We start from the raw sequence: 26,142 nt of genomic DNA on the forward strand, positions 1-26,142 counted from the left end.
CGACAACGGCCGCCAACGGCTGTTTTATGTTTGCAGTTTTCTCGCATTGTCGGAACCGGAGAACCACGCCATGACACACATTCTATCGCCCCTTCCCGGAACATTTTATCGTAGTGCAGCCCCCGGCCAGCCGCCACTCAAAGCAGATGGCGAGGATGTGGCTGTTGGTGACGTGATCGGCCTTATCGAAGTGATGAAGTCCTTTCACGAGGTTCGCTCTGACGTGGCAGGAAGCGGCATCAACTTTCTCGTTGATAATGAGGAGCCGGTCATGGCCGGTGCGGCACTGGCGGATCTAAGCTGATGCTGAAGAAGCTGCTGATTGCCAACAGGGGTGAGATCGCGGTGCGGGTGATCCGCGCAGCTCAGGATCTCGGTATCGCAACCGTTGCTGTTTACTCCGCAGCCGATGCAGATGCCTTGCATGTTCGCCTCGCAGATGAAGCCGTCAACATCGGACCGCCCGCAGCGAAGAAGTCCTATCTCAACATCGAGGCGTTGCTGGAGGCCGCGCGCAGCACCGGATGCGACAGCGTACATCCAGGCTATGGCTTTCTGGCGGAAAACGCTGACTTTTCCGACGCTGTGACCGCAGCAGGACTGATCTTCGTCGGTCCATCCGGCAACGCGATCCGTTTGATGGGCGACAAGGTATCGGCGCGATCGGCTGCGGCTGCTGCCGGGGTGCCTGTGGTTCCGGGTTCGGCTGGCCGCGTCGAAAGCGTGGAAGCCGCACGGGATGTTCTGGCGGAAACCGGTTTTCCGGTCATGATCAAGGCCGCGGCCGGCGGCGGTGGGCGTGGTATCCGCATCGCAAATTCACTTGCCGAGTTCGAGCAAGCCTATCCGCAGGCGCAGGCCGAGGCCCTGGCGGCCTTCGGTGACGGCGGTCTCTATATGGAAAAGGTCATAGGACGGGCGCGCCACATCGAGGTGCAGGTTTTGGCCGATGGAAAAAACGCCGTCCATTGCTACGAGCGGGAATGTTCGCTCCAGCGCAGACGCCAAAAGGTCTGGGAGGAGGCGCCTTCACAAGCACTTTCGGATGCTCTGCGCGAAAAGCTATGCGCGTCTGCTGTGGCGCTGGCGAAAGCGGTGTCTTACTCGGGTGCCGGAACCGTCGAATATCTCTATGAGGATGCAGCCGACACATTCTATTTTATCGAGATGAACACCCGTATTCAGGTGGAACACCCCGTAACCGAAGCCATTACCGGTCTCGATCTCGTTGCCGAAATGTTGCGGATTGCCGGTGGTGAGCCGCTACGACTGGTTCAGGATGATATCAAGGTCAACGGCCATGCCATCGAGGTTCGTCTGAACGCGGAAGACCCAGCCAAGGATTTCGCGCCGTTTCCCGGCAAGGTCGATGATCTGAGGATACCGGGCGGTCCCGGTGTCCGGTTCGATTCCATGCTCTACAATGGCTACGAGATACCGCCATTTTACGATTCCCTTCTGGCAAAGCTCATCGTGCATGCGGAAACGCGCGAAGCGGCCATTGCTCGCCTGAAGCGTGCACTGAACGAGCTTGAAATTACCGGCATAAAAACGACCAAGCCGCTGTTTCTGGCACTTGCAGCCGATCCTGCGGTTCAGTCCGGAGATGTCCACACCCGCTGGCTGGAAGGCTGGCTTACCGAAAACGCAGCGGCGCTCGCCGGCTGAAAAGGAGAAGTGATGTCGATACGATTCAACTTCGGCGGTGATGAACATATTTTCGGTGAAGTGTCCGAAGAGATGTCGCTGGCTTCGTTCTTCACCGGCCTGTCGATGATCAATGCGGTGCGTGAGGCGAAGATCAAGGGTGTTACCGAAACCTGCCCGGCCAATGCCAGCTTTCAGATTCGCTTCAACCCTGACATCATTTCCCCGCATGATCTGTTGAAAGAGCTGAAGTCGATGGAAGATGCAGCTTCGAAATCCGATGCTGCGTTGAAGACGCGGATCATCGAACTGCCGGTCTATTTCCAGGACCCGTGGACGCACGAGACCGCCATGCGGTTTCGCGAACGTCATCAGGACCCAAACTCGACCGATCTGGAATATTCCGCCCGCATCAACGGCTACGGCACGGTCGAGGAGTTCATCGCGGCCTATTCCGGCCAGCCATGGTTCGTCTCGATGGTAGGCTTCGTTGCTGGTCTGCCGTGGCTCTATCAGATGGTCGAGCGCAAGAAGCAGATCGAAGCGCCGAAATATCTGCGTCCTCGCACGGATACGCCAAAGCTGACGGTGGGGCATGGCGGTTGCTTTGCCGCGATCTATTCCGTGCGCGGGGCCGGTGGCTACCAGATGTATGGTGTCACACCCGCTCCGATCTATGATCCGACCCGCAAGGTGCGGTATCTGACGGACGAGATGTGCCTTTTCAAACCCGGTGATATCGTCAAGTTCAAGTCGATCACTCGCGACGAATACGACACAATGCTTGAAGAGATCGAGGCTAACCGCTGGCAGCCGACGGTGCGTGACTGCACCTTCAGCCTCACCAGTTTCAACAGCGACATTTACGGCACCAATGCCCAACTGATGGAGCTTCTCAATGGCCGTTAAAGTCATCACACCCGGCCTTGCCACGTCAGTCCAGGATCTCGGTCGTCCCGGTTATTATCATTCCGGTATTCCCGAAGGCGGTGGCATGGACCGCTTTTCCACCCGCATCGCCAATCTTCTGGTGGGCAACGAACCCGGTGCCGCTGTCCTGGAAGTCACCTTCATGGGCCCAGAGCTGGAGTTCACAAAGCCTCTGACCGTCGCCGTGACCGGCGGCGAACTTCCGCCCAAGGTCAATGGCGTGGAGCAGCCGACATGGGAAAGCTTTGCCGTGAAGGCAGGTGATCGTCTGTCGTTCGGATATCTCAAGGCAGGAGCGCGCGCTTATATTGCCATATCGGGCGGCATCGACGTTCCGGTCGTTCTGGGGTCGCGCTCGACCTATGTGCTTGGTGCCCTAGGCGGTTTTGAGGGGCGCGTCCTGAAAGCAGGTGACGAACTTCCGGTTGGCGAAGGTTCCGGCAAAGCAGGGCTTTCGCTTCCGTCGCATCTGCGCGGTTTGGGTGCCATGCCAGCCGAACTCCGCATGCTGCCCGGCATTTACTGGCACCGGATAACCGACGCCGCGGGGAAGCGCTTTTTCGAGGATACCTGGAAAGTCGCGCCGGAAGCTGACCGTATCGGCTATCGCTTCAAGGGCGGCACGCCACTCGAATTCATTCCTCGCGAGCAGCCGTTCGGTGCCGGTTCGGACCCTTCCAATATCGTTGACGCCTGCTATCCCTATGGGTCCGTGCAGGTGCCGAGTGGCACGGAACCCATCGTGCTTCATCGCGATGCGGTGTCGGGTGGCGGTTACATGATGCTGGGCGTCGTCATTTCTGCGGATATGGACCGTATCGCGCAAATGCAGCCGCATACACCGGCGCAATTCGTACCCGTAACGCTGGAGGAGGCGCTTGTGGCGCGGGCCGACAGGACGGCGGCGCTCGCGAAGGCAGAGGAATTCCTGGCCGCCTGATACGGTCGGATCTCTTCGGACGAGGAACCGGGGATGGACTGGTCAATCCCGATTGGCCCTCCGCAGCGCCAGATTACTATATCCGGCGCGCGCAACGACAAGACGAAGCCGGTAAACGGCGTGAATTTGTTAGCCGAGCGATCCGAAGAGATTGCCGGAAGAATAAGGGGAACATCGCTGGAATTTTCAGGCCGTCACACGGTCCGTTCCAGCATGCCCTCTCCTGAAAACATAAGGAACAGGGGAATGGGTCAACTTAGCGCGGAAAACGTCTCCGTCGCCTTCGCAGGGCTAAAGGCGCTGTCGTCGGTGACGTTGGATATAACGCCCGGACATATTAGTGGTCTGATTGGTCCTAATGGTGCTGGCAAGACGACACTGGTCAATGTGCTGACGGGTTTTCAGGCTCCGACCGAAGGAGCCATCAATCTCGACGGGGCATCGCTCAGCGGGCTCAAGCCGCATATGGTGCGACGGCGTGGTATCGCCAGGACCTTTCAGGGTGGCCGTCTTTTCCGGGATCTGGCCGTTATCGACAATCTCGAAGTGACCGGTGTAGGCCTCGGCATGAGCAGGCGAGCCGCCGTTGCAGAAGCGCAGGCCATGCTGGACTGGATGGGCATCGGCGCTCTCGGCTCGCGCATTGCCGGTACGCTGCCCTATACGGACGAGCGCCGGGTTGCCATAGGCCGCGCGCTCATTGGCCGCCCATCCTATATTCTTCTCGACGAACCCGCTGCCGGAATGAGCAGCCATGAGGCCTCCGACCTGTCGTCGCTGGTCCGGCGCATTGCACGTGAACTCGGCTGTGGTGTTCTCATCATCGAACACAATGTCGGCCTTGTGCTGGGGCTGTGCGACCACATCGTTGTCCTTGATTCCGGCGCGGTCATCGAAGAGGGCACACCCGCCGCGATCCGCGGCAGCGAGAAGGTGCGGCATGCCTACATGGGTACAGCTGCCGACACGGACTTGCCCGTTGTGGAGGCGTTGCAATGAATATCCTAACGGTATCCGACGTCGAAATCCGCTATGGCAGACTGACCGCCGTGCGGGGTGTTTCCTTCTCAATCGATGAGGGCGAAATCCTCTTCATCACCGGTCCGAACGGGGCTGGAAAATCATCGTTGATGCGCGCGATTGCGGGCGTTACCCCGGCCTCTGCCGGACGCATAGATTTCCATGGTAACGATATCACCGGCAAAGCGCCGGAAGATATTGCGCGCCTTGGCTTTTCCATGGTGCCGGAGGGGCGGGAGGTTTTCGGCTCTCTGACCATAGAGGAAAATCTTCTGGTCGGCACGGGGATGCACGCCCGAGATCGCGGTTGGCGTGCGCGCGCCGCGACCGAACTGGAGGCGGTTTATGAGACCTTTCCCATGCTGAAAGAGCGCCGAAACGGGCAGGCTGGCCTTTTGTCCGGCGGTCAGCAACAAATGCTTGTCATCGGTCGCGCACTGATGACGAACCCGCGCCTCATCGCCATCGATGAGCCGTCACTCGGACTGGCGCCCAACATCACCGACCAGGTTTACGAGCGGCTGATCGCACTGCGGGCCGAGCGTCGATTAACCCTGCTTGTCGTGGAGCAGAGCTCTGCCCGCGCCGTCATGGTCGGCGGACGCATGATCCTCATGCGCGGCGGCGAGATCGTGCTGGACGGCGATGCGCGCGCACTCGGCAACAGCGAGGCCATTCAGGCAGCTTATTTCGGTTATGAGGATCATTGAGATGTTACAGATCGTCTTCGACTCGCTGTCTCTCGGTTCGCTCTATGCACTCGGCGCACTCGGCATCGCGCTGATCTTCGGCGTCATGCGGCTGGTGAACTTCGCGCATGGCGATGTCATCGCCTTTTGTATCTTTGCGCTGTTATGGCCCTCGACGGATGCCATGGCTATCGTCTTTGCCGGTCAACTGCCTTGGTATCTGCTGGTGCCGCTGGTGTTGATAACGGGGGCTGGGCTTTCGGTCCTGTGTGAGATCGTTGTGTTCCGCCGATTCAGGCGTGCCAATCCGGCTACCATGATGATTGCGTCTTTCGCACTCGGCTTCGTCATACGCTACTTCCTGCTGATGCTGTTTACCAGCCGGCCGAAATCCATCTCGCTGTTGCCGATGCTGTCACAGCCGGTGGAGATTTTCGGCGCGCGGCTACCGCTGTTGCAATTGATCACCATCCTCGCGACGGTCCTGATCCTGATTGGCCTGTCGCTCTTCCTGCGGCGGACCCGGTTCGGGCTGGAAATGCGTGCTGCGGCGGAAAACTTTTCCATGGCCCGCATGCTGGGTGTTCGCGCCAACCGCGTCATCATGGGTGCCTTTGCACTTTCAGGCGCGCTGGCCGGTGCCATCGCCCTGATCTTCGGCAGCCAGACGGGCACCGCCGATATCCAGATGGGTGCATCTATTATGCTGATGGCCTTCATCGCGACTGTGATCGGTGGTCTCGGCAGTCTGGCCGGAGCAGTGCTTGCAGGCTTTTTGCTGGGTGCTGCGTCTGTCATCATGCAGGTCGTTCTGCCGGTGGATGCGCGCCCGTTTCGCGATGCCTTTGTTTATGGGGCGGTCATTCTCGTCCTGTTGTTCCGCCCGCAAGGCCTGATCGCCGCGCGCGGCACCAAGGAAAGGGTCTGACGCCATGACGATCGCAACCACACAAGACCTTCCCGCAGCATTGGCAGCTCCGAAAAAACCAGCGCCTTTCACACTTGCGCGCCGCACCATCATGACGCCGATCCTGTTGTCACTTCTGCTCCTGGCAATCGCGGTGCTGACGGTGATGACCGGTTCCAAGCCGTTCAACCAAGCCGTCATCGATGTCTTCGTCCGCGTCACACTGGTCGTTGGGCTCTACATCTTCATCGGAAACTCGGGCGTTCTGAGCTTCGGCCATATCGGCTTTACCTGCCTCGGGGCCTATGCGGCGGCGTGGCTGACCATCAATCCGATCATGAAGAAAAGCGCGCTTCCCGGGCTGCCGCAATGGTTGCTGGATACACGACTGCCCTATTGGGAAGCGGCCATATTGGCAGCACTCTTTGCCGGCATCGTGGCGCTTGTCTTCGGCAAGGTGTTGATGCGGCTTTCCGGCATCGCTGCATCGATTGCGACATTTGCCGTGCTGGCCATGATCAACACAGTCTATTCCAATTGGGAAGATGTGACCGGCGCAACGTCTTCCGTGGTCGGCATCCCCATCGTCAGAACCATATGGCCCTATGTCGGCGCTGCCGTCATCGCCATTTTCATCGCTTGGGCGCATGCCATCTCCCGGTCCGGTCTGGCATTGCGCGCCGCGCGTGATGAGCCGACGGCTGCCGCCGCATCGGGCGTGGATATCCCAAAGGAGCGTCTTGTCGCCTTCACCATATCAGGTACGGTCATGGGGCTGGGTGGCGCGTTGATGGCACATTCCATCGGTGTCGTCACGCCCGATACCTTCTATCTCGGCCTCACTTTCATCACGCTGTCGATGCTGGTCGTCGGTGGCATGAGCAGTCTGTCGGGTGCTGTGATCGGTGTGGTTCTTCTCTCAGCCCTCATTCAGGCACTCCGCATGCTTGAGGCCGGGGTTCCCATCGGGGCAACAACCTTTGCCCTTCCCAAAGGGCTTCAGGAAATCGCCCTCGGTGTCATCATGATCGTGATCCTTGCGCTCCGTCCTGCCGGATTGATCGGCAATCGCGAGATCACCTTGTTTCGTCGCAGTCAAAACAAATAGCCGGCGGAGAGGAAACCGCACGGCAATAAAGGAGAACGGAATGGCTTACATGACGAGAATGCTGTCTGCGGTTCTGGCAACCGCCATGACGACCTTACCGGCTTGGGCAGACGACGATAAAATCGTCGTCGGCTTTGCCACCGGTGCTTCCGGTTTCATGGAAGCCTATGACAAACCGGCGCAGGATGCGGCGATGATCCGCATCGACGAGATCAACGCGGCTGGCGGCCTGCTCGGCAAGAAGATCGAGGTCGTCAGTGCCGATACGAAGTCCGACCGTGCGGAAGGTGCCAAAGCCGGTCTGTCGGTCATCGATCAGGGCGCCGACCTGGTCGTCGTATCGTGCGACTACGACTTCGGTGCCCCGGCAGCGCTGGCGGCTGAAGATGCGGGACTGGTCTCGTTCTTCCTCTGTGCAGAATCCGTGAAAGCGGGCATTCAGGGCGTCGGCCCACACAGTTTCTCCGCTTCTGTGCTGGCTGCCGTACAGGGTGCGACGATGGCGGAATGGGCTTTCAACGAGAAGAAGGCCAAGACCTATTACCGCCTGCTCGATACCTGGACCGAATATAACAAAGGCATTTGCGACGGCTTCGACTGGATGATGCCGAAGCTTGAGGCCAAGGGTGCGAAGCTCGTCGGCAAAGACACCTTCAAGAACGAGGATGCGTCCATCGCTGCGCAGATTTCCCGCATCAAGGCGCTGCCGCAGGAGCCGGATGCGATCATGCTGTGCACGATGATGCCCGGTGCGGTCTCGGCCATCAAGCAAATCCGTGCTGCCGGTATCAACTCGATGATCCTCAATGGTTCCGGCGTGGACGGAAGCTATTGGCTGTCGGCCGTGCCCGACCTGTCCAACTTCTTTACGCCTGTTCAGGGCTCAATCTATGGCGACGATCCGAACCCGGCCGTCCAGACCTTCAATGCCGCCTACAAGAAGAAGACAGGCTCTGACCCATCGAGCCAATATGTCTATCCTGGTTACTCCATGATCGACGTCTGGGCGAAGGCAGTGGAGCGGGCAAAAACCACGGAAGCCAGTGCAGTCGTTGCGGAGCTGGAAAAGATGAAGGACGAACCCACACTCTTTGGCCCAAGGACCTTCACCGCGGAACTCCACCATCAAAACCAGGCTCGTTACCTCATCGTGGAAACGAAAAACGGAAAACCCGGTGTCGTCGGCAACTGGACGATATCTGAACCCATTCCCCTGGACGCCCTCGTCAAGTAAAGCGACCTTTCACCCGTTGCGCCATGCATCCAATCAGGATGCATGGCGTTTGCATGTCTCAAATCGCGCGGGCTGACGCGTCATGGGGCAATACACATGAAATTCGGGCAATTTCCCATTGATGATGCGACGGGTTTTTTGCTCGCCCATTCCCTGCGGTTTTCCGGTGTCGATCTGTCCAAGGGGCACGTTCTCAAGCGGTCCGATTTGCAGCGTTTGAAAGCGGCTGGATTAAAAACCGTAACGGCTGCCCGCCTCGAGAGCGACGACCTGAGTGAAGATGATGCAGCCAGCATGCTGGCTGTCGCTGCGAGCGCGGACAGCTTGAGGTTTTCGGAAGCCAGAACCGGTCGGGTCAATGTCTACTCGACGGTCAAAGGCGTGTTCGTTGCAAACAAAGCCGTCATCGACTGTTTCAACAGCATTGATCCTGCCATCACCGTTGCCTGTCTGGCAGACCACTCGAGAGTGAATGCTGATGACCTTGTCGCGACGTTTAAGATCATCCCACTTGCTGTTCCAAGGTCGAAGATCGAGGCGGCCTGTTCCGTGATGAAGGAACAGACCGCATTTTGTGTGCGACCATTCAAACGCTTCGCCGTCAGTCTGATTGCCACCGAATTGCCGAGACTAAAGCCTTCTGTCATGGACAAGACAGCCCGGATCCTGGCCAGACGTCTTGCCGTTTGTGGCAACTCCCTACAGCGGGAGAGTCGCACAACGCATGAAACGCAGGCACTTTCAGAAGCGCTTAGAGAGGTTTCAGCCCTGCAAGACGATGCCCCGAAATTGATCGTCGTTTTTGGTGCGTCTGCTGTCATCGATGAAGGCGACGTTATTCCGCAGGCCATCCGGGAGGCTGGGGGCACCGTTTTACGGGTTGGAATGCCCGTCGATCCGGGAAATCTTCTGGTTTTGGGCCTTATCGGTGAAACCCATGTCATAGGAGCGCCGGGATGTGCGCGCAGCCCGATGGAAAATGGGTTCGACTGGATCCTGGAGCGTGTTTTGACAGGTGAAAAGCCTGATGGTGGCATGATAGCAGGCTTGGGTGTCGGCGGCCTATTGAAAGAAATTCGCTCACGGCCGATGCCGCGAGATAACGTTTCAGAAAGGCAAGACCAGATGTCTGTCGCAATCGTTCTTCTCGCAGCCGGAATGTCGAGCCGCATGGGTAGCAGCGGTCTTCACAAGTTGCTGGCCGAATTCGATGGGATTCCACTTCTGCGTCGGACTGCCACCGTCGCAGTTGGTAGCAAGGCGTCATCGGTTGCCCTAGTCCTCGGCCACAGAGCAGACGACCTGATAAACGTCCTGTCGGGCCTGAAGCTGTCAACGATCATCAACCCGGATTACGCATCGGGCATGGCGAGCTCCCTCGCGACGGGGTTCGCCACGCAGGAGGCGCGCAATGCCGACGGTATCATGGTTATGCTGGCGGATATGCCGGACCTCTCTAGCGTGCATCTCGATCAACTTATCGATGCTTTCGACGCATCGGGAGCCACCGCAATCGTCCGGGCCGTTTTTGACGGCAAACCCGGTAATCCAGTTATCCTGCCGCGCTCCCTGCATGACGCCATCCTGCGTCTGGAAGGTGATGTCGGTGCCCGACATCTGATCGAGACGTCAGGCCTGCCGATCATCAACGTCGAGATCGGTTCCGCAGCGCAAGTGGATGTCGACACGCCCCAAGCCGTGGAAGCCGCTGGGGGTGTTCTGGTCGAGAGCTTAAACCATCTACCTTGATAGGCTCGGCTTTCCAGAGCGCAGTGTGCTGATGATTTCTGCGAGGATAGCGACAGCAATTTCAGCGGGGGTGGCCGCACCGATATCAAGTCCGATAGGTGCGGCGATGCGAGAAAGCTCCGCCTCGGTCAATCCCTGGTCCTTCAACCGTGCCAGCCTCGCCTGGTGGGTTTTGCGGCTCCCCAGCGCGCCGACGTAAAAACAACCGGTTCGGAGCGCTTCGGCGAGCGGAAAGTCATCGATCTTCGGATCATGTGTCACGGCAACAAGCGCCGTATGCGGATCCAGCGGACGGTTCTTCAAGACGTCCTCCGGCCAATCGGCCGTTAAATCCATCTGTGCAAAGCGTTCAGTGGTGGCGAACGCGGTCCGCGGATCAATGATGCAGACATCAAAACCGGTCAGATGCGCCATCTGTGCGAGTGCCTGTGTGATATGGACCGCCCCGATGATGACAATCCGCGTCGCCGGGACATAGACATTCACGAAATAGGAGGTGTCTTCGACGGTGACGCTAGCAGACTTTCCGGATTGAAGCGCAGCTGTGATGGCTTGGCCAAGAACACCCTCGACAGCCTCGCCATCGGCTACAACACGACTGCTGCCAGTATCGAGATTGGTAATCGTCGCTGCCGCGATACGGTCTGAACGGTAGCGGTTCAGCGTTTGAAGGCTGATCAGATCCATCAGTGCACTTTCTCGACAAAGACGCGAATGCGTCCTCCGCAGGACAGGCCCACGGCCCATGCCGTCTCATCGGCAACGCCGAATTCAAGCATTTCCGACGTCCCGTTGCCGATGACATCAATCGCCGCGGCGATCACCGAGCCTTCAACGCAGCCACCCGAAACCGAGCCTTCGAAATTGCCTTCGGCATCGATGACGAGATGACTGCCGGGAGGTCTGGGTGCCGAGCCCCATGTCTCGATGACGGTCGCTATCGCGACCTCACGGCCGCGTTTTTTCCAGCGTTCGGCCACATCGAGCGGATCGCCATGCCCATGGTCGTCTTCAGTCCTCATCACAGTCTCCAGATATTCAGTGTCTACGCATACCGACGCGATAGCGGTAAGCGCCGCAGCAAACACTGGGACTTTACGCTTATCATCATGTTGCACAAGCGCGTGCATCTCTTCATTGGCTGGAAATAGCTGCAAAACCGACTGTGCGTCGCGTGCCAGGACTTGAACAAGGACACCCGTTACGAGGACATGTGGCTGTGCAACCAGTAGGCTATTAAAAAATCACGGGAACTTTTTGAGTTGAACTGACTTACCAAGTTGTCGCGGTGAATGCGGCAGCGGGTGTCGCCGGAAGCGCGGTGGCGCATATTCCGGGGAGCCAAATGGAACATTCTTCTCAAGTCAGACTCAACGTAAATGGTGAGAGCCACGTGCTCGACTTAGATAATAGAACGACGTTGCTGGACGCTTTGCGCGAACATCTTCATCTCAATGGAACGAAAAAAGGATGTGACCATGGCCAATGTGGTGCCTGCACGGTCATGGTCGGTGGTGAACGGATAAACTCGTGTCTTTCGTTGGCAGTCATGCATCATGGCGACGAGGTCGTGACGATCGAAGGGCTGGGCGAGCCCGGCAATCTCCACCCGATGCAGGCAGCCTTTATCAAGCATGACGGGTTCCAGTGCGGCTATTGCACGCCGGGGCAGATCTGTTCCTCCGTGGCGGTGCTTGAGGAGATAAAAGCGAATATCCCCAGCCACGTCACGAGCGATCTGACCACTCCGGTCCAACTGACAGCCGACGAAGTGCGTGAGCGCATGAGCGGCAACATCTGTCGATGCGGCGCTTACGCCAACATCATTGATGCCATTTCGGACGTGGGGGGTGTCAGAGCATGAAGGCCTTTACCTACGAGCGCGCAACGTCAATCGAAACAGCGGTGAAGTCTGCCGCTTCCAATCCCGATGCAAAATTTATCGCTGGTGGAACGAATCTTCTCGATCTGATGAAACTCGAGATCGAAACACCAACCCATTTGATCGACGTTAATGGTCTGGGGCTTGATGCAATCGAAGCGACGCCGGAAGGCGGCTTGCGCATTGGCGCAATGGTGCGCAATACAGAGTTGGCTTCCCACGCTGTCGTGCGCCGTGATTATGGGCTCGTATCCCGCGCTCTCGTGGCCGGTGCTTCCGGCCAGCTTCGAAACAAGGCGACAACTGCAGGCAACCTGCTGCAGCGGACCCGCTGTCCCTACTTCTATGACCCCAACCAGCCCTGTAACAAGCGCAGCCCCGGTAGCGGCTGTTCCGCCATCGCTGGCTTTAGCCGGCAGCACGCGGTGGTGGGTGTCAGCGATGCCTGTATCGCGACCCATCCGAGTGATATGGCAATTGCCATGCGGGCGTTGGATGCGACTGTGGAAACGGTCAAGCCTGATGGCACCAAACGCGCCATACCCATCGAAGAGCTCCATCGCTTGCCCGGTGATACGCCGCATATCGAAACGACGCTTGAAGCAGGAGAATTCATTACTTCGGTGGTTTTGCCGGCACCTGTGGGCGGAAAACAAATTTATCGCAAAGTCAGAGACAGGGCATCATACGCGTTTGCCTTGATTTCTGTCGGAGCCGTGATTCACGAAAATGGAACGGGCCGGGTCGCCGTTGGTGGCGTTGCCCACAAACCCTGGCGTGTCGAAACGGCCGAAGCCGAGCTTACCAACGGCGCCCGTAAAACGGCCCGCGCAATTCTCGCCGACGCACGTCCTACAGAACAGAACCGCTTCAAGGTCGATCTCGTTGAGCGTACGCTCGGCGCTGTCCTCTCCGAAGCAAGGGGTTGAGCCATGAAATTCGATACACCAGCCACCACCAATCCCATTGATCGACTCAAGGTCGTCGGCAAGCCCATCCACCGTATCGACGGTCAGCTCAAGACGACAGGGCGGGCGACTTACGCTTATGAGTGGCACGACCCCGACCTGCATTATGCGTATGGCTATCCCGTTGGCTCGGCCATCGCGAAAGGCCGCATCACGGCGATGGATGTCGATGCTGCAAAAAAAGCTCCCGGCGTCCTGGCGGTTGTCACCACGCTAGACGTTGGCAAGCTTGAGAAGGGTGAGTTCAATACGGCAAATCTGTTCGGCGGCGATGAGATCCAGCATTACCATCAGGCTATTGCTGTTGTTGTTGCTGAAACTTTTGAACAGGCGCGCGCCGCTGCATCTCTCGTCAAGGTCGATTACATCGAGGAAAAAGGCGCTTTCGATCTCCATGCCGAAAAGGATTCGGCGAAAAAACCGGACGAAAAGCAAAAGCCGGACACTGCCATTGGTGACTTTGATGTCGCATTTCGGGCGGCACCCGTAACGCTGGACCAGTCCTACACAACACCGGATCAATCCCACGCCATGATGGAGCCGCATGCGTCCATCGCCTCCTGGGACGATGGCAAACTGTCCATTTGGTCTTCCAGCCAAATGATTGACTGGTGGCGTACGGATCTCGCGACGACGCTTGGTATCGACAAGGACAAAATTCAGCTGAGGTCACCCTATATTGGAGGTGGTTTCGGCGGAAAGCTGTTCCTGCGCGTCGATGCCGTTCTCGCGTCATTCGGCGCGAAAGAAGCGAAGCGTGCTGTGAAAGTGGCGCTGCCGCGCCCCTTCATCATCAACAATGGAACGCATAGGCCGGCCACCATTCAGCGCATTCGCATCGGTACAGATACGGAGGGGAAGATCACCGCCATCGGACACGAGAGCTGGTCAGGCGATCAACCCGAGGGTCAACTTGAAGTCGCGGTGAACCAGACTCGCTTGCTGTATGCAGGCAAGAACAGAATGACAGCGATGCGGCTGGCCGAATTGAACCTTCCAGAAGGCAACGCCATGCGCGCGCCCGGTGAAGCACCCGGCCTGATGGCACTTGAGATTGCGATTGACGAGATTGCGGAAAAGGCGGGTGTGGATCCCATCGAGTTCCGTATCATCAATGACACGCAGGTTGACCCGGAAAAACCAGAGCGCCCTTTCTCTCATCGAGACCTCATCGGCTGCCTGACTGTCGGCAAGGACCGCTTCGGGTGGAGCAACCGTCCTGACGTTGCCACCCGCCGAGATGGGAAATGGCTTGTCGGTATGGGGGTCGCTGCAGCGTTTCGCGACAATCTCGTTGTTCCCTCCGGTGCGCGTGTGACGCTCGATAACAGCGGAAAAATCACCGTAGAGACCGATATGACCGATATCGGCACGGGGAGCTATACGATCATTGCGCAGACAGCGGCTGAAATGATGGGACTCTCCGTCGACCAGATCGACGTCAAACTGGGCGACTCCGCCTTTCCTGTCTCGGCCGGTTCTGGCGGACAGTTTGGTGCAAACTCCTCGACATCTGGGGTTTATGCTGCCTGTGTGAAACTCCGCGAGGAAATCGCCAAAAAACTTGGCTTCAACTCGCAGGACGCTGTGTTCGAGGGCGGCGCAGTCATATCGGGCAACCGCACTGTACCGCTTGCGGAAGCTGCTGGACCGGATGGTTTGGTGGGCGAAGACAAGATGGAGTGGGGCGATCTGACGGAAACACACCAGCAATCCACCTTCGGCGCACATTTCGTCGAAGTTGGCGTCGATATCGCGACGGGTGAGACCCGCATTCGTCGCATGCTGGCGGTCTGTGCCGCAGGACGTATCCTCAACCCTATCACCGCACGGAGCCAGGTTATCGGTGCCATGACAATGGGCGCTGGCGGTGCATTGTCCGAAGAACTTGCGGTCGATACAACGCGTGGTTTTTTCGTCAACCACGATCTGGCGGGCTACGAAGTCCCCGTCCACGCCGACATCCCAGCGCAGGAGGTCATTTTTCTCGATGAGACCGACCCGATGTCGTCTCCTATGAAGGCCAAGGGTGTGGGAGAACTTGGCCTCTGTGGCGTATCTGCTGCGATAGCAAATGCGGTTTACAACGCCACCGGTATTCGCGTCAGAGACTATCCTGTCACGCTTGACAAGCTTCTGAGCGGATTGCCTGAACTGGCGTAATTGCTGACAGTTTGCATCAGACCGAGAGAGCCGTGTGAAGCCTTAGCTCCACACGGTTTTTTGCAATCGTACAGCGGGCTAAATTGGCCATACCATGAGTAGTATGGGAACGCTGACAATCAATACGATGAACGACAAGGGCAGGCCGAGACGCGCGTAGTCTCCGAACCGGTACCCGCCTGGTCCCATGACGAGCGTGTTGCACTGGTGTCCAATCGGGGTCAGGAAGTCGCAACCTGCCCCAATCGCCACGGCCATCAAAAATGCGTCCGGTTGAAAGCCGAGCTTGCCAGCAAAGGTCGCCGCAATAGGCGCCATGACCAGCACTGTGGCCGCATTGTTGAGGAACGGCGTCACCGCCATGGCAGCCACCATGATCAGCGCCAGCGCGCCGTAAGGCGGCAACATTTCAGCAGTGCGCGATAGCAAGTTGGCGATGATGTCGGTTGTGCCGGTCGTTCGCAGCGAATCGCTGACCGGGATCAGTGCCGCCAGCATAATCAGAATGGGGGCGTCGAGATGGTGGTAAACTTCGCGCAATGGCGAGGCGCCGGTGACCACCATGAGAAACGCGGCCGCGAAGAACGCTGCAGCGACCGGTACGCCACCGAATGCCGTTGCTGCTATGGTAACGGCGAGAATAGCGACCGGAAGCAATGCGTTACGCGTACTGCCAAGCTTGAGATTCCGCTCGACAAGGGGAAGACATCCCCATTCTCTCAGAAGATCGGGAAGAGTTTGCAGGTCGCCTTGCAGCACGAGAATGTCACCATTGCGGATCTTTATTTCTCCCAGCCGTTCGCTGAAGCGCTTATCCCGCCGGCTGACGGCAAGCAGGTTGAGGCCGGTGCTGTCAAACAGCGCAACGTCCTTTGCACTCAGCCCCACCAGACGCGAATGCTCGCCAACGATGGCCTCGACTGCGCTGATGTCTCTGGAGCTCGAGGGCTCATATTTGCGGTCCGATAGTTGCAGCTTCGCCTCGCTGACGAGTTTGTCGAGGGCGCCTTGCTCCCCTTCAATGATCAGAAGGTCACCATCTTTCAAAATGGTATCGGGCAGGGGTGTTCGCTTTTTTCCAAGCGGGCTGACAATGGCCGTGACCATTGCATCACCGCCACCCGGCTTTTGGAGCCAACTGATAGATTGGCCAATGGCGGTCGATGTGGACGTGATCTTGGCTTCGGTCGTGTAGTTCTTGATCTTGACAGCATCATCCATCGAGGCTTTGTCGCGGGTTCGCTCCGGTAGCAATTTGTAGAAAAAGCCAAGGAAAACGACTCCTGCGACCACGAGTGCCAGTCCTACCGGTGTGTAGTCGAACATGGTGAAAGGCTGGCCCGTAATTTCTTCCCGCACGCGGGAGACGATGATGTTGGGAGAAGTTCCGATCTGCGTCATCAGTCCGCCGAGCAGCGATGCAAAGGACATCGGCATCAGGAACATGGATGGTGATACGCTCGACTTTCGTGCCATCTGAATGGCTACGGGAATCATGATTGCCAATGCGCCGATGTTCTTGATGAAGGCCGAGAGAACCGCGACGATCACCACCAGTATGATCAGTTGGGCGCGAGGGCCACGCCTTTCCGGGGAAAGACGACGCAATGCGACATCCATAACCCCGGATCTGGATATGGCGGCACTGACAATCAGCGCAGCACCGACGATGATGACGATATCGTCTGAAAACCCGGAAAAAGCTTCTTTCGCTGGAACAATACCGACGCATATAGCCGCGAGCAATGCGCCGACCGCAACCACATCGTATCTATATTTTCCCCAAAGGAAAGCGCCCATCATCAGCGCGATGATGAGAAGAGACAGCCATTGATTGGTGAGCATTTGAACATCCTGATGGCAATATCATAACGCATAACGGGGCAATCGGTGCCGTTTGGGAAATGTTTTTCGAATTATTTTGGAGAGCAGTATATCGTGCGATGGTGTGTGCCAACTATCTAAATTTCACGTGCCTGAATAATAATCAAATCATTGAAATTAAATTATTATCGTCAAAGGCTAACGATTATTATTTTCTTCAATAGTGTTGCATGCGGTAGGAGGGTACCCCTTGTCGATATGACATGGGGACAAAGTTCATAGCCGGGTTACCATTTTCGTAACTATGAAAAGAACTCCTGCGGAACGATTTATATGTAGTTCAATTATTGTGATGTAAAACAATGGCAATACGGAATTTCTTAAGAAGCATAGGCATGATGCCTTAAAACTGCCGGGTCGACCCGAGCCGCCATTTGGCGCGAGCTCCCCGGCATCGCTGCATCAAAAATGAAGAGACCCCTCAGTTAAGTGAAGCGCACGTGCAGGCCTGCACGATGGCTTTGCTATGGACACGACGAATGCACGATGAAATAGCCAGACTTGCCAGCCTCAAGAATTTACGTCTTCTCGATACGCTTCCAAGCGAAAACTTTGATCGGATAACGCGGCTCGCGGCGAATATTTTCGGCCTTCCGATCGCTGCGGTTTCCCTGACAGATACGCATCGCCAATGGTTCAAGTCAAAGGTGGGTGTCGACCACAATGAAATTCCACGTCACAAAGCGCCCTGTTCTGAGGTTGCCGAAAGCAGAAAACCTTTCGTTATCAATGATTTTCAAGATGACGACTGTTATGTAGACAGCACCCTTGGCAATGCTGGCATTCGCTTTTACGCCGGAGCGCCGCTTATAACTGCTGAGGGCTTTGGTCTCGGTGCATTGTGCGTTCTGGGAACTGAGCCGCGTGACATAACCTCGGACGAAATGGCGACGTTGGTCGACCTTGCGGCAATGGTCATGGATCAGGTGGAACTGACCCACGCACTGGGGCGCATAGAGCCGTCCAGCGGACTTCCGAATCGCTATCAGTTGCTCAACGATCTCTCGGACATGGTCGCGCGTGGCGATGTGAAGGAGCGGATCATCTGTCTGCTCGACCTGGCGCAGACCGAACAGTTCGAACACCTCTCGCGCGTGCTCGGCCCATCCTATTTCGATACGTCCATTCAGGCCGCCGTCAACATCTTGAGAGAGCATGTCGGGCCGGATGACGCTCCCTACCATGTCGGTCCCATGCAGTTTGCATTTTTCGCACAGGAAGGCGTGAACGTCGACGATTATACACTCCTGCTGGAGCAGAAGCTGCATGAACTGCAAGCCGACAGCGCCTTTCAGATGGCGATGACTCCATCGATCGGCATCGTTGTCTTCCATCCACAGAATACGTCGCCAGAAGATGTCTTGCGCTCGATGCAGAGCGCGGCGCAGGATGCGCGCGAAAGTGTCAGCAAAATTGGTTTGTTCTCACCCGCAATGGATTTGCGTCACCGCCGTAATTATAGAATTCTACAGGATTTCCGGGCAGCGTTGACATCCGATGACCAGTTGTCCCTCGTTTTCCAGCCGCGTATGGACGTGGAAACAGGTGAGGTCTTGAGCGCTGAAGCACTGCTGCGCTGGGACCACCCCGTGCTTGGCCCGATATCGCCGGTAGAGTTCATCCCAGTCATCGAGGTTTCATCCTGCGCGCGGAGCCTGACAGACTGGGTGTTGGACGAGGCTTTGTCGAATCTGTCCCAATGGCGGGCCCGTGGCATGCGCTTCAAGCTGTCGATCAATCTCTCGGCACTGAACCTCGAAGAGCAGGATTTCTTCGAAAGATTGATGACGAAGCTTGCAAAATACCAGGTGGATCCGGACCAGATCGAACTGGAATTGACTGAAACTGTCATGATGAAGGAAACCGAAGGCGCTTTCGGTCTGCTCGATCAATTGAAGGCGGCAGGCGTGCAACTCGCGATCGATGACTTCGGTACCGGCTACAGCAGTATTGCTTACCTCCAAAAACTGCCTGCGGATATCGTCAAGATCGATCGCTCGTTCGTGTCGGATATGATCAATGGCAATCGCGAACGCGTGCTGGTTCGCTCGATGATCGATCTCTCCCACAGCCTTGGCTACCGGGTCGTTGCCGAGGGTGTCGAAACGGTTGAGACTGCTGATTTGCTTCAGGCAATGGGGTGCGACGAAATCCAGGGTTACTGGTTGTCACGCCCCGTCAGAAGCGCCGCACTGGTAGAATGGTTGATGGAGCGCCAGCAGCCGAAAATTCTCCTGGCGTGTTGATATCCAAATCGAATCCTCGTTTCGAGAGAGCATTCCTCTCTTGAAATCCCTAAAAGGTCAGTGACATGAAAGATTTTTTCGCACGTATGGCGAAAGGCACGACCAGATTCGATGAGGACCTGATCGTCATCCTCGACACCTTGCCAATTCCGATTTCCTGGGCATCCATACCCGATGGCCATATCCGTTTCATGAACAAGGCTTTCACCCGGACGTTCGGATATCAGAACGGCTGCTTCATGACGGTCGATGATTGGATCGATGAAACCTACCTCGATGACGCCGAGCAAAAACAGGCGCGCATTCGCTGGGACACCCTCTGGAAGCGCAAATCGTCGGGTATCACTGAAATCCAGGAGTTTGAAGTCAACGTCAGACATGCCAATGGCTCCACCGTGTCGGCTTTGCACAGAGGCATTGTCCTGCACGAGTTCGATCTGGCTATTGCAGTTTTCGAAGACATTTCCGCGCAGAAACTCACGGAAAACGTGCTGAAACGCATTGCCAACGAAGATCCTTTGACGGGCCTTGGAAACCGGCGTGTCTTGAAAGACAAGTGGCTTGAGATCATCGCCAATACAGAAACATCGAGACGGCAGCCGATGACGGCGCTTCTGATGGTTGATCTCGACAATTTCAAGCCGATCAACGACCATTATGGTCATGAGGCCGGAGACGATATTCTGAAAATGGTGGCGACACGGCTTCGCCAGTCCGTTCGTCACAATGATACAATCGTGCGCATGGGTGGGGACGAATTCGTCATTCTCCTCCCAGGGCTGAGAGACCAAGGCGTGGCCGAGCGGGTGTGCCAAAGGATAGCGACGGCTTTTCAAAAGCCTTTTTGCGTGCGGGGAGAGAGCGTCGAGGTCGGCGCTACGATCGGTGCCAGCCTCTACCCGGATCACGGCGGCAATTTGGATCAACTCCTGCATGCCGCGGATCAGGCGCTTTATCGCATGAAGCGGAGCCAGAAAAACAGCTGGGACTGGTTTGATCCATCCGTTAGGCACACTGTTGCCAAACAGGACGCCGCACTGGCTTGATCTTGCTAACAGACGCCCTTTGTGAAGATGAAGCAGCCATAGGGCCCAGGATCGGACGTTCGTACGATGGCAAATGAACGCTTCGCTGCTTCGTAGAAATCAAAGCGCTCCAGCGCCTCAATCCGGATCGAACGTCCCTCTGCGCTATTGACGACGGTCTGCATCGCTGAAAAGATGGGCACCTGACCGTCCGGGTCGCCAACGACTTGCATACGCTTGACCGGTGCCTCAACGAATGTATCCAACGGGAAGAGCTTGAGGATTGCTTCGGCAGCTCGCTCGAGACCGCAGCCAGACACGTTGATGATGCGACCATGGGTCGTGTGTTTTGCGATGGTCTGGGCGGGGTGATTGATGTCGCACAGAACCAATTGGTCGCCGTGCCCCATCAACATCAGTACATATAGAAGTTCAGCATTGATAACCGGATCTATTCCTTTGAGCACGACCATTTCCTCCCTTAAAATCCGGCTGTGAACTTCACGACTTATGTCATATTTGTAATGTAGCAACGGATAGCTGTAAAGGCTGCGGGAAAATTTTTGAAATTTCAACAAATTCCTCAGTAGATTTAGCAGTAAATATGACATTTTAAGGCTGGGTCGTTGTGGATCGACAAATATTTCGCGTTATCCAAATCGGCCAATTTACAATCAATAAAATATGTGTGAAGTTTGCGCAACGGATGACATCCTCCCAAGGATAGCTCCGGCGGGTGCGGCTCTTCGCTGTACCCGCCGGCTGATCAGGGAGGGATGCGACGTCGCGAGGAGTGCGCGGCGCCGTGGGAGGAGAAAAACGTTTGGCATCGATGAACATCGTCAATGTCGGAAAAGCCTATGGTAGCCTGACGGTGATCCATGGCGTTTCCGTTGAAATACCGGACGGGGAATTCGTCGTTCTGGTGGGACCGTCCGGCTGCGGAAAGTCAACGCTGCTGCGCATGGTCGCCGGTCTCGAACCAATCACGTTTGGCGATATCCAGATTGACGGCAAAGTGGTCAACGACTTGCCGCCGAAGGACCGTGATATCGCGATGGTCTTTCAGAGTTACGCCCTTTATCCGCACAAGACCGTTGCGGAGAATATGGGGTTTGCGCTGAAAATGCGCGGCGAAGCCAAGGCAGATATCGACGCGAAGGTGCGCAAGGCAGCTGAGATCCTTGACCTCATACCCTATCTCAACCGCTATCCTCGCCAGCTTTCCGGTGGCCAGCGCCAGCGCGTGGCGATGGGGCGTGCCATTGTTCGTGACCCCAAGGTCTTTCTGTTCGACGAGCCGCTTTCCAACCTTGACGCCAAACTGCGTGTGCAGATGCGCGCGGAGATCAAGGAATTGCAGCGGCGGTTGGCCACGACGATGATTTACGTGACGCATGATCAGGTCGAGGCCATGACCATGGCGGATAGGATTGTCGTCTTGCGTGATGGCCGGGTCGAGCAGATCGGCTCACCTCTGACGCTTTACGACAAGCCCGCCAACACATTCGTGGCCGGTTTTATCGGGTCTCCATCTATGAACCTCATCAAGGGTCATATCCGGCATTCTCCGGAACCGTATTTCGAGGCGGAGGAGGGGATTCGATTGCCGCTTTTGCGCGTGCCGCCCGGATCCGACGGAAAGTCTGCGTTTTACGGTATCCGGCCTGAGCATTTCACGCTCGGCGGTTCCGTCGATGCGCAGGTGACGGTAGTAGAGTCAACCGGTTCGGAAACGCAGGTGTTTGCCAAGCTTGGACAGCAGAAGATCATCGGCGTGTTTCGCGACCGTGTGGAGGAGCCAGCAGGCGGCACGATTGCAATGACGCCGAACGCAGCGCTGGTTCATTTGTTCGATGGCGAAAGCGGGCTGCGGCTGGAGTAAAATCTTTTCGTCGCCTTGAGGAGAACGGCGACGATACCAAATCAACGGGAGGAGAACCGCATGAAAGTCAGTGATTTCGAAAGAATGATGGCGATAGGCCTGAGCCGCCGCGCTATCTTGAAAACCAGCGCAAGCCTTGGCGCAGTGGCCGCTGCGGGTAGCATGCTTGGTCCTATCGGCGCCGCTTACGCGCAGGACGCAAACCTTCGGACGCAAATTCTGCAGGTGCCAGGCGTGGGCAAGGGTTCGCCGACCGATGCCGACTGGCAAAAGGTTGGTGAGATGTGTCTCGAAGCCACCAAGAAGACCGTGAAGCAGGGCGAGTTTGCCGGTGTCGAGCTCTCCTTCATGGGTCTCAACAACCAGAACCTTCATAACGTCTTGTTCCGCGGCTTCCTCAAGCCTTGGGAAGATTATACCGGGGCCAAAATCACCTGGATCGACTTGGCACAGGCCGATTACAATCCGCGGCTTCAGCAGGCAATCGCGACGGGCACGGTTGATTTCGATCTGCTTGAAATGGGCGCGCCTTTCGAGGGCGATGTCTGCGGCAAGGGCCTGGCATCCGAAATGCCGGATTGGGTCAAGGCCCAGATCGACATGGATGATTACGTCGATTACCTGAAGGCGCCTGTAGGCACGTGGGACGGCAAGACCTATCGTGTGTCCGTCGATGGTGATTGCCATAACTTTAATTATCGCACCGACTATTTCACCGATGCCGATCTGGCCAAGGCCTGGAAGGATGAAGACCATGAGGGCGATTGGGGCGTTCCCAAGACCTGGCAGAAAGTTCAGGAAGTCACCAAGTTCCTCAAGGGCAAGACCGTCGGCGGCATGGACGCCATCGGCTATCTCGATTCGCCAAAGGCATGGGGCGGTTTCGGCTTCTACTTCCTCGGTAGCCGCGCCACGGCCTATGCCAAGCATCCTGACGACAAGGCCTGGCTGTTCGATACCGACACGATGAAGCCGCGTATCAACAATCCTGCCTGGGTTCGCGCCATTCAGGACGTGATGGATGCGCTGCCATCGGAAGCGGGCGATCAGCTGAACGCCGATCCCGGCACCGCCGCCTTCCAGCAGTTTCTGGCAGGAACCGGATCGATGGTCTCGTGGTGGGGTGATGTGGGTGCCGCCGCGCGCACCAGCGACACCTCCGTCATCGGGGAAACCATTGGATTTGATATTCTGCCAGGCTCTGACGATGTTTACAATTCCAAGACCGGCAAATGGGACAAGCTCGCAAGCGGTCCCAATTTCGCGCCGAACATGGCCTATCTCGGCTGGGGCGTTTACGTCATGGCACGGGTCGACAGCGACGAGAAAAAGAAGAAAGCGGCCTGGAGTGCGGCAGCGCATCTGGGCGGCAAGGACATCGCTCTGTGGACCGCCGCCTATCCATCCGGCTTCCAGTGCTATCGAAAGAGCCAGTTCGATATCAAGGAATGGGTAACGGCTGGCTATGACGAGGCGTTCATCTCGAACTACCTCGCTTCGCAGTCCAACTCCTACAACCACCCGAACGCTGCGATCGAGCCGCGAATTCCCGGCATTTTCCAATACTATAGCGTTGCGGAAGACGAATTGGCCAAAGTGTTTGCCGGTCAGGCAAGCGCGCAGGAAGGGGCGGATGCCATTGCGGCAGCCTGGGAGAAAGTCACAGACCAGCTTGGCCGCGAAAAGCAGATAGCGCTCTACAAGGCTTCACTGGGCGTTTGATGCCGTAACCTTCAGACTCAGGCGGCCCATATCGCGCCGCCTGAGCCATGCCCGCTTGAATACGGCTTTCCAGCCTTGAGGTTTGCCCATGTCGCATACGATCACGTCAACTCTGCAACCGGTGGAACAGACCCATGTTAAAACGAGCGCTGTCAGACGGGGCAAGCTTTTGCTTCTGGCGGCAACTGTTTTGCTTTTCGTCGTCTTTGCGTTACAGATTTTCGAGGCAGCGGGCCTCACCACGCTTGGTCTCGTCAGTTGGCGACCTCTGCTGTTTGCCTACATCATCTGGGCAACAGCGCTCTGCGCCGCGCAGATTCTGATCCGGGGGGAGGCGGGGCAAAAGGCGGCCTTCGTGCTGCCTGCTGTTCTTTTCACCGTCGCCATGGTAGTCTTCCCCACTGTTTTCGGCCTCTACATTGCTTTTACCGACTGGAATCTCAGTGCGGTTGCGGGGCGTCGTTTCAACGGCCTCGATAATCTGCGAACCCTGTTTGCGGATCGCTATTTCTGGAACGCACTATTGAACATGGTCTATTATGTTCTATCGGTGCTGGTCCAATATGCCATTGCCTTCGGTCTGGCATTGCTTCTCAACGCCGAGATCAAGGCGCGCAAATTTTTTCGCGTCGCCTTTCTGTTGCCACTGATGCTGAGCCCTGTCGCGGTCAGCTGGATGATCGGCAAGTCGTTGATGGAATACCGATTCGGTCCGGCTGCAACGCTCGCCCGCCATCTTGGCTGGGACAATCCGGCATTCTTTGCGACACCCTGGCTTGCGCGTTCCTCCATCATTGCAATGGATGCCTGGGTGTCCATTCCCTTCATGATGATCTTGCTGCTGGCAGGCCTTCAGGCGCTGCCTTCGGAAATCAAGGAGGCGGCGAAGGTGGACGGTGCCTCCGGCTGGCAGAGTTTCAAGGAAATCACCTTCCCGCTGATGCTGCCGGTCAGCATCACCGTCATCATCCTACGCATCATCTTCCAGTTGAAACTCGCCGATATCGTTATCAATGTCACCGCTGGCGGACCGGGCGGTGCAACGGACACCGTGTCCAGCTTCATCTTCCGTGAGTACCGCGATCGCTCCAATGTCGGCTATGGAACCATGCTGGCGGAGTTTTATCTGGTCATCATCATTATCTTCGTCGCGCTCATCCTCAAAGGAACGAGCCGGTGGATGCAGCGTGACAATTGAGGCTAAAACCATGGCGACTTCTGTTGAAACATCCACAAGACGACCAAGCCTGTGGTCACGCCGCCCGCAATTTATGACGAGCAGCCTGCTGATTTACGCGGCTCTGGTCTTCTGGGCGTTTATTTCGCTGTTTCCGATCTACTGGACGATCACCACCTCGTTCAAGACGGCTGTCAACGTCACGCAGGGACATCTCATTCCCTTCGTTGACTTCACGCCGGACTGGAAAGGCTGGCGTTCTCTCGGCCTTTCGCCGGATACGATTTTTGCGCAGTCTACTGTTCGAGACGAATTCATCCGGCGCTTTTTCAACAGTATCGTCGCTTCTGCGGGCGCATCTTTCCTTGCTGTCGTCATCGGCTCTCTGGCAGCCTATGGCCTCAGCCGCTTCTCCTATAAATTTCTCTGGATGAAGAACAAGGATATCTCCTTCTTCTTCCTGTCGCAGCTCATCCTGCCACCCGTTGTTTTGGCAATGCCGTTTCTGGTCCTCTACAAGCATCTGATGCTGCTTGATACGCTGGTTGGCCTTATTCTCGTCTACACTCTGATGGTGCTGCCCATCGTCATCTGGATCATGCGGGATCAGTTCGACACGATCCCGGTCGAGCTGGAACAGGCCGCATTGGTGGACGGCTGCTCGATATGGGGTGCCTTCATGCGCATCGTTTTGCCCATCGCTCTGCCGGGGATGGTTGCGGCTTTCATTCTATCGGTCATTCTGTGCTGGAACGAGTATTTCTTCGCAGCGCTGCTGACGAGTTCCAACGCAAAGACGCTTCCGGTGATGGTGGCAAGCCAGACCGGCTCACAAGGCATCAACTGGTGGTCCATGGCGGCGATCGCGACAGCTGCCATCATGCCGCTTGTTCTCGTCGGAATTTTCCTGGAGCGTTACATCGTCAAGGGCCTGACAGCCGGGGCGGTTAAATAGGGCGTTGAGGA

At 56.8% G+C, this 26,142-nt stretch carries 23 protein-coding genes; 19 read left to right on the forward strand and 4 right to left on the reverse strand.

The window, feature by feature from the left end; translation table 11 throughout:
• Positions 1 to 70: 70 nt before the first annotated feature.
• From GGQ73_RS01985 to GGQ73_RS02030, 10 genes are all read left to right on the forward strand, one after another.
• Positions 71 to 304 carry an acetyl-CoA carboxylase gene (locus GGQ73_RS01985; protein WP_183893531.1) on the forward strand — a complete coding sequence of 78 codons (234 nt, stop codon included), beginning with the start codon at positions 71 to 73 and terminating at the stop codon, positions 302 to 304.
• On the forward strand, positions 301 to 1,668 hold the full coding sequence (locus GGQ73_RS01990) for an acetyl-CoA carboxylase biotin carboxylase subunit (protein WP_234910861.1): 1,368 nt from the start codon (positions 301 to 303) through the stop codon (positions 1,666 to 1,668). The genes GGQ73_RS01985 and GGQ73_RS01990 overlap by 4 nt, the downstream gene beginning before the upstream one ends.
• A gap of 12 nt (positions 1,669 to 1,680) precedes the next feature.
• A complete protein-coding gene (locus tag GGQ73_RS01995; RefSeq protein WP_183893535.1) occupies positions 1,681 to 2,556 on the forward strand; it encodes a 5-oxoprolinase subunit B family protein in 876 nt (291 codons plus the stop codon).
• Positions 2,546 to 3,517, forward strand: coding sequence for a 5-oxoprolinase subunit C family protein (locus GGQ73_RS02000; RefSeq protein WP_183893537.1), 972 nt, complete (start codon positions 2,546 to 2,548; stop codon positions 3,515 to 3,517). Before GGQ73_RS01995 ends, GGQ73_RS02000 begins: the two co-directional genes overlap by 11 nt.
• A 246-nt stretch (positions 3,518 to 3,763) precedes the next feature.
• Complete coding sequence (locus tag GGQ73_RS02005) at positions 3,764 to 4,516, forward strand: ABC transporter ATP-binding protein (RefSeq protein WP_174155383.1); 753 nt, start codon at positions 3,764 to 3,766, stop codon at positions 4,514 to 4,516.
• Complete coding sequence (locus GGQ73_RS02010) at positions 4,513 to 5,247, forward strand: ABC transporter ATP-binding protein (RefSeq protein WP_183893539.1); 735 nt, start codon at positions 4,513 to 4,515, stop codon at positions 5,245 to 5,247. The genes GGQ73_RS02005 and GGQ73_RS02010 overlap by 4 nt, the downstream gene beginning before the upstream one ends.
• A gap of 1 nt (position 5,248) precedes the next feature.
• A complete protein-coding gene (locus tag GGQ73_RS02015) occupies positions 5,249 to 6,154 on the forward strand; it encodes a branched-chain amino acid ABC transporter permease (RefSeq protein ID WP_183893541.1) in 906 nt (301 codons plus the stop codon).
• A 4-nt stretch (positions 6,155 to 6,158) separates the two neighbouring features.
• On the forward strand, positions 6,159 to 7,241 hold the full coding sequence (locus GGQ73_RS02020; RefSeq protein WP_183893543.1) for a branched-chain amino acid ABC transporter permease: 1,083 nt from the start codon (positions 6,159 to 6,161) through the stop codon (positions 7,239 to 7,241).
• 40 nt (positions 7,242 to 7,281) lie between these two features.
• On the forward strand, positions 7,282 to 8,475 hold the full coding sequence (locus GGQ73_RS02025; RefSeq protein ID WP_183893545.1) for an ABC transporter substrate-binding protein: 1,194 nt from the start codon (positions 7,282 to 7,284) through the stop codon (positions 8,473 to 8,475).
• A 96-nt stretch (positions 8,476 to 8,571) separates the two neighbouring features.
• On the forward strand, positions 8,572 to 10,224 hold the full coding sequence (locus GGQ73_RS02030; protein WP_183893547.1) for an NTP transferase domain-containing protein: 1,653 nt from the start codon (positions 8,572 to 8,574) through the stop codon (positions 10,222 to 10,224).
• Here GGQ73_RS02030 and GGQ73_RS02035 read toward each other — a convergent pair.
• Entirely contained in the window at positions 10,216 to 10,911 is a 696-nt protein-coding gene (locus GGQ73_RS02035; protein WP_183893549.1) for an XdhC family protein, read from the reverse strand. The two genes, GGQ73_RS02030 and GGQ73_RS02035, sit on opposite strands and share 9 nt — an antisense overlap.
• Positions 10,911 to 11,246, reverse strand: coding sequence for an XdhC family protein (locus tag GGQ73_RS02040; protein ID WP_183893551.1), 336 nt, complete (start codon positions 11,244 to 11,246; stop codon positions 10,911 to 10,913). Before GGQ73_RS02040 ends, GGQ73_RS02035 begins: the two co-directional genes overlap by 1 nt.
• Positions 11,247 to 11,491: 245 nt before the next feature.
• On the opposite strand from GGQ73_RS02040, the gene paoA reads away from it, so the two are divergent.
• Genes paoA through paoC form a run of 3 tightly spaced genes read left to right on the forward strand, consistent with a single transcriptional unit; the run spans position 11,492 to position 15,237 of the window.
• On the forward strand, positions 11,492 to 12,088 hold the full coding sequence (gene paoA / locus GGQ73_RS02045; protein ID WP_183893779.1) for an aldehyde dehydrogenase iron-sulfur subunit PaoA: 597 nt from the start codon (positions 11,492 to 11,494) through the stop codon (positions 12,086 to 12,088).
• On the forward strand, positions 12,085 to 13,035 hold the full coding sequence (locus GGQ73_RS02050) for an FAD binding domain-containing protein (protein ID WP_183893553.1): 951 nt from the start codon (positions 12,085 to 12,087) through the stop codon (positions 13,033 to 13,035). The genes paoA and GGQ73_RS02050 overlap by 4 nt, the downstream gene beginning before the upstream one ends.
• A gap of 3 nt (positions 13,036 to 13,038) precedes the next feature.
• Entirely contained in the window at positions 13,039 to 15,237 is a 2,199-nt protein-coding gene (gene paoC / locus GGQ73_RS02055) for an aldehyde oxidoreductase molybdenum-binding subunit PaoC (RefSeq protein WP_183893555.1), read from the forward strand.
• Between the two features lie 78 nt (positions 15,238 to 15,315).
• On the opposite strand, the gene GGQ73_RS02060 is transcribed toward paoC, so the two are convergent.
• A complete protein-coding gene (locus GGQ73_RS02060) occupies positions 15,316 to 17,082 on the reverse strand; it encodes an SLC13 family permease (RefSeq protein WP_183893557.1) in 1,767 nt (588 codons plus the stop codon).
• Positions 17,083 to 17,600: 518 nt separating this feature from the next.
• Here GGQ73_RS02060 and GGQ73_RS02065 point away from each other — a divergent pair.
• A complete protein-coding gene (locus GGQ73_RS02065) occupies positions 17,601 to 19,367 on the forward strand; it encodes a sensor domain-containing phosphodiesterase (protein WP_183893559.1) in 1,767 nt (588 codons plus the stop codon).
• A 65-nt stretch (positions 19,368 to 19,432) separates the two neighbouring features.
• Positions 19,433 to 20,413, forward strand: coding sequence for a sensor domain-containing diguanylate cyclase (locus tag GGQ73_RS02070; RefSeq protein WP_183893561.1), 981 nt, complete (start codon positions 19,433 to 19,435; stop codon positions 20,411 to 20,413).
• A gap of 5 nt (positions 20,414 to 20,418) precedes the next feature.
• Here GGQ73_RS02070 and GGQ73_RS02075 read toward each other — a convergent pair whose 3' ends face one another.
• The gene (locus GGQ73_RS02075) at positions 20,419 to 20,967 is read right to left on the reverse strand and encodes an RbsD/FucU family protein (RefSeq protein ID WP_234910842.1); all 549 of its coding nucleotides are present in this window, start codon (positions 20,965 to 20,967) and stop codon (positions 20,419 to 20,421) included.
• Positions 20,968 to 21,215: 248 nt separating this feature from the next.
• Between GGQ73_RS02075 and GGQ73_RS02080 the strand changes: the two genes are divergently transcribed.
• The 4 genes from GGQ73_RS02080 to GGQ73_RS02095 all read left to right on the forward strand — a co-directional run bounded on the left by GGQ73_RS02080 (position 21,216) and on the right by GGQ73_RS02095 (position 26,131).
• Complete coding sequence (locus GGQ73_RS02080; protein WP_183893563.1) at positions 21,216 to 22,277, forward strand: ABC transporter ATP-binding protein; 1,062 nt, start codon at positions 21,216 to 21,218, stop codon at positions 22,275 to 22,277.
• Between the two features lie 60 nt (positions 22,278 to 22,337).
• On the forward strand, positions 22,338 to 23,999 hold the full coding sequence (locus GGQ73_RS02085; protein WP_183893564.1) for a type 2 periplasmic-binding domain-containing protein: 1,662 nt from the start codon (positions 22,338 to 22,340) through the stop codon (positions 23,997 to 23,999).
• A gap of 88 nt (positions 24,000 to 24,087) precedes the next feature.
• Positions 24,088 to 25,197 (forward strand): carbohydrate ABC transporter permease, encoded by a 1,110-nt coding sequence (locus tag GGQ73_RS02090; RefSeq protein WP_183893566.1) that lies wholly within the window; start codon positions 24,088 to 24,090, stop codon positions 25,195 to 25,197.
• A 73-nt stretch (positions 25,198 to 25,270) separates the two neighbouring features.
• Complete coding sequence (locus tag GGQ73_RS02095; RefSeq protein ID WP_412762946.1) at positions 25,271 to 26,131, forward strand: carbohydrate ABC transporter permease; 861 nt, start codon at positions 25,271 to 25,273, stop codon at positions 26,129 to 26,131.
• Positions 26,132 to 26,142: the final 11 nt, after the last annotated feature.

It is taken from the genome of Rhizobium skierniewicense (genome assembly GCF_014196515.1).
In the GTDB taxonomy this organism is placed as follows: Bacteria; Pseudomonadota; Alphaproteobacteria; order Rhizobiales; family Rhizobiaceae; genus Agrobacterium; species Agrobacterium skierniewicense.

Coding starts and splice junctions, on each gene's coding strand:
- GGQ73_RS01985 (WP_183893531.1), top strand. CDS start 71: ATGACACACATTCTATCGCCCCTTCCCGGAACATTTTATCGTAGTGCA.
- GGQ73_RS01995 (WP_183893535.1), top strand. CDS start 1,681: ATGTCGATACGATTCAACTTCGGCGGTGATGAACATATTTTCGGTGAA.
- GGQ73_RS02000 (WP_183893537.1), top strand. CDS start 2,546: ATGGCCGTTAAAGTCATCACACCCGGCCTTGCCACGTCAGTCCAGGAT.
- GGQ73_RS02005 (WP_174155383.1), top strand. CDS start 3,764: ATGGGTCAACTTAGCGCGGAAAACGTCTCCGTCGCCTTCGCAGGGCTA.
- GGQ73_RS02010 (WP_183893539.1), top strand. CDS start 4,513: ATGAATATCCTAACGGTATCCGACGTCGAAATCCGCTATGGCAGACTG.
- GGQ73_RS02015 (WP_183893541.1), top strand. CDS start 5,249: ATGTTACAGATCGTCTTCGACTCGCTGTCTCTCGGTTCGCTCTATGCA.
- GGQ73_RS02020 (WP_183893543.1), top strand. CDS start 6,159: ATGACGATCGCAACCACACAAGACCTTCCCGCAGCATTGGCAGCTCCG.
- GGQ73_RS02025 (WP_183893545.1), top strand. CDS start 7,282: ATGGCTTACATGACGAGAATGCTGTCTGCGGTTCTGGCAACCGCCATG.
- GGQ73_RS02030 (WP_183893547.1), top strand. CDS start 8,572: ATGAAATTCGGGCAATTTCCCATTGATGATGCGACGGGTTTTTTGCTC.
- GGQ73_RS02035 (WP_183893549.1), bottom strand. CDS start 10,911: ATGGATCTGATCAGCCTTCAAACGCTGAACCGCTACCGTTCAGACCGT.
- GGQ73_RS02040 (WP_183893551.1), bottom strand. CDS start 11,246: ATGAGGACTGAAGACGACCATGGGCATGGCGATCCGCTCGATGTGGCC.
- GGQ73_RS02050 (WP_183893553.1), top strand. CDS start 12,085: ATGAAGGCCTTTACCTACGAGCGCGCAACGTCAATCGAAACAGCGGTG.
- paoC (WP_183893555.1), top strand. CDS start 13,039: ATGAAATTCGATACACCAGCCACCACCAATCCCATTGATCGACTCAAG.
- GGQ73_RS02060 (WP_183893557.1), bottom strand. CDS start 17,082: ATGCTCACCAATCAATGGCTGTCTCTTCTCATCATCGCGCTGATGATG.
- GGQ73_RS02065 (WP_183893559.1), top strand. CDS start 17,601: ATGCACGATGAAATAGCCAGACTTGCCAGCCTCAAGAATTTACGTCTT.
- GGQ73_RS02070 (WP_183893561.1), top strand. CDS start 19,433: ATGAAAGATTTTTTCGCACGTATGGCGAAAGGCACGACCAGATTCGAT.
- GGQ73_RS02085 (WP_183893564.1), top strand. CDS start 22,338: ATGAAAGTCAGTGATTTCGAAAGAATGATGGCGATAGGCCTGAGCCGC.
- GGQ73_RS02090 (WP_183893566.1), top strand. CDS start 24,088: ATGTCGCATACGATCACGTCAACTCTGCAACCGGTGGAACAGACCCAT.
- GGQ73_RS02095 (WP_412762946.1), top strand. CDS start 25,271: ATGACGAGCAGCCTGCTGATTTACGCGGCTCTGGTCTTCTGGGCGTTT.